At 71.3% G+C, this 3,058-nt stretch carries 2 protein-coding genes and 1 pseudogene; 1 reads left to right on the top strand and 2 read right to left on the bottom strand.

The window, feature by feature from the left end; translation table 11 throughout:
- Together pheT and pheS are read right to left on the bottom strand one after the other, a co-directional pair.
- On the bottom strand, positions 1–1,538 hold a 1,538-nt coding region (gene pheT / locus CVO76_RS17210; protein WP_244186189.1), incomplete at its 3' end, for a phenylalanine--tRNA ligase subunit beta.
- Complete coding sequence (gene pheS, locus CVO76_RS04340; protein ID WP_208740843.1) at positions 1,539–2,621, bottom strand: phenylalanine--tRNA ligase subunit alpha; 1,083 nt, start codon at positions 2,619–2,621, stop codon at positions 1,539–1,541.
- 216 nt (positions 2,622–2,837) lie between these two features.
- Between pheS and CVO76_RS04335 the strand changes: the two are divergent.
- Positions 2,838–3,058, top strand: a pseudogene (locus CVO76_RS04335) (hypothetical protein); the annotation flags it as partial.

Below are 3,058 nucleotides of genomic sequence, written 5' to 3'. Positions count from 1 at the left end.
CCGCGTCCCGGAGGCGCGACGGGCAGGGTGGACGGGATCGTGTCGTAGCCGACGAGCCGGATGATCTCCTCGGTGAGGTCCTCGCGGGTCTCGAGGTCGGTGCGCCAGCTCGGCACCGTGACCCGGTATCCGCCGTCGGCGTCCGCCACGGCTGCGCCGAGGTCGGTGAGCGTCCCCCGGATCTGCTCGTCCGTGAACGGCCGTCCGATCAGGCGGGCCGGGAAGTCGGCCGCCAGCTCGACGACGCGCGGCTCCGGGGCCTGGCCGGCGTCCGTCGCGGTGTCGTCGACCGTGCCGCCCGCGAGCTCGAGGAGGAGTTCGACGGCGCGCTGCGCGGCGACGTCCGCCACGTTCCAGTCCACGCCGCGCTCGAAGCGCTTGGACGCCTCCGAGGGCAGCCGGTGGCGGCGCCGGGACCGGCCGATACCGACCTCCTCGAAGTGGGCGGACTCGATGAGGACGTTGCGGGTGTCCCCCGAGACCTCGGTCGCCGCGCCGCCCATGACGCCGGCGATCCCGATGGGGCCGGTCGCGTCGGTGATCAGCAGGTCCTCGGCGTCGAGCGTACGCTCCCGGTCGTCGAGGGTCCGCAGCGTCTCCCCTGCGACGGCACGGCGGACCACGATGTCGCCCGAGAGCTTGTCGAGGTCGTAGAAGTGCAGCGGCTGGCCGAGTTCGAGCATCACGTAGTTCGAGATGTCGACCACGAGGGAGATGGAGCGGATCCCCGCGAGGCGGAGGCGCGCGGACAGCCACGGCGGGGTGGGACGCGACGGGTCGACGCCGCGGACGGTCCGGGCGACGAAACGGTCGCAGCCCTGCCTGCCGTAGATGGGGGCCGAGTCCTCGAGGCGCACCGGGTAGCCGGGGCCCGCCGCGGTGGGGACGACGACGGCGGCTGCCGGGTCCGTGAACGCCGTCCCGGTGGCGTGCGCGTATTCGCGTGCGACGCCCCGGATGGAGAAGCAGTACCCGCGGTCGGGGGTCACGTTGATCTCGGCGGCTTCGTCGTACAGGCCGAGGAGTTCCATGGCGTCCGTCCCCACCTCGGGGTCGAGCCCCAGGGTGGAGAGCACCAGGATGCCGTCGTGGTCCTCGCCGATGCCGAGTTCGCGCACCGACGCGATCATGCCGGCGGACACGTGGCCGTAGGTCTTGCGGGGGCTGATGCGGAAGTCGCCGGGAAGGACCGCTCCGGGCAGGGTGACGACCACCTTGTCGCCCTCGACGAAGTTGCGGGCACCGCAGACGATGCCCTGCACGCCCGAGGGGTCGATACCGTCGCCCGTGAGCGTCTGCTCGGCGCCCTCGGGCACCACGCGGACGGTGCACCAGTTGATGGTCTTGCCGTTGGACTGCGGTTCCTTGACGAGGCTGAGCACCTGGCCGACCACGATGGGACCGGTCAGCTCGTCGGTGGGACGATGGACGTCCTCTTCCTCGAGGCCGACCTTCACGAGCTCGGCCATCACGTCTTCCGCGGTCGCATCCGCGGGCACGGCTGCGTACTCGCGCAGCCAGGACAGTGGGATTCTCACCTAGATCTCCATCCCGAAGTGTTCGCTGAAACGTACATCGCCCTCGATCATGTCCCGCATGTCGCTGACCTCGTTGCGGAACATGAGGGCCCGTTCGATCCCCATGCCGAAGGCGAACCCGGAGTACACGTCCGGGTCGATCCCGGTGGCGCGGAGCACGTTCGGATGAACCATGCCGCAGCCGCCCCACTCGATCCAGCGCGGGCCGCCCTTGGCGCCGGGATGCCAGATGTCGAGCTCTGCACTGGGTTCGGTGAACGGGAAGTAGTTGGGGCGCAGGCGTACCTTCGCCTCGTCGCCGAAGAGCTGGCGCGTGAAGTGCTCCAGGGTGCCCACGAGATCGGCCATGGTGAGGCCCTTGTCGATCGCGAGTCCCTCGAACTGGTGGAAGACGGGGGTGTGGGTGGCGTCGAGCTCGTCGGTGCGGAACACCTTGCCCGGGCACAGGACGTAGATGGGCAGCTCGCGCTCGAGCATGGAGCGCACCTGGACGGGCGAGGTGTGCGTGCGCAGCACGAGGTGCGCCTCGGGCGGCTCCACGAAGAAGGTGTCCTGCATCTCGCGGGCCGGGTGGTCCGGCTTGAAGTTCAGCGCGTCGAAGTTGAACCACTCGGACTCCAGTTCGGGGCCTTCTGCGATCTCCCAGCCCATGCCCACGAAGACGTCGCTGACCCGTTCCTGCAGCGTGGACAGGGGGTGGCGTGCCCCGGGCCGACGACGGCGGGGGGCGGCGGTGACGTCCACGGCCTCCTCGACGAGGATCCGGGCATCGCGCTCCGCTTCGAGCTCCGCCGTACGGGACGCCAGGGCGGAGTTGATCCGGCCGCGGGCGGGCCCGATGTTCTTGCCGGCCGCGGACTTCTGTTCCTTCGGCAGGGCGCCGATCCCCCGGTTCGCGAGGCTCAGCGGCGACTTCTCGCCGGTGTGCGCGATCCGGACCCCCTTGAGCGCGTCGAGGTCGGCTGCGGCTGCGATGTCGGCGAGCGCGGCGTCGACCGCGGCGGCGACCGCCGCGGCGTCCAGCGGATCGGGGACGGGGGCGCCCGGGCCGCCTGGCCCGGCGTGCTCTGGGGTTTCGGACATGGGGTTTGCTTACCTTGCACTCTCGGTGTGCGGCGGGCGGTCTGCGGACAGTCCGGGCCGTGGACAGGAAAACGCCGGGTCGCAGCGGGGCGCACCGGCGTGTCAAGTCTAGGCGACGGGCTCGGCGGCACCACAACCGCACCTGCCACCGGACCTGCCGCCGGACCTGCTGCCGGACCTGCTGCCGGGCGGCGCGGTGCGCCGTACGATGACGGCATGACGCCGGGATTCGTACCGTTCCTCAACTGGATCAACCTGTCGACGCCGTGCGGGCTCGCGGTCGCGGCCCTGTCGGGTTGCCGGGTCTCACCGGGCCCTCACGGGATCCTGCTCGCGGAGGGGTACCGCCGCCGCCTGCCGAGGGCGCGTGCCTTCACGGTGGGCAGCGTGGTGCTGCTCAGGGGGCGGGTGCCCGACGGCGCTCCCGCGGGTTTCGC

Source organism: Arthrobacter agilis, assembly GCF_002953615.1.
Classification (GTDB): Bacteria; Actinomycetota; Actinomycetes; order Actinomycetales; family Micrococcaceae; genus Arthrobacter_D; species Arthrobacter_D agilis_B.
The sequence above is the reverse complement of the archived record's forward strand: the minus strand, read 5'-3'. Positions and strand labels throughout refer to the sequence as shown.

Coding starts and splice junctions, on each gene's coding strand:
- pheS (WP_208740843.1), bottom strand. CDS start 2,621: ATGTCCGAAACCCCAGAGCACGCCGGGCCAGGCGGCCCGGGCGCCCCC.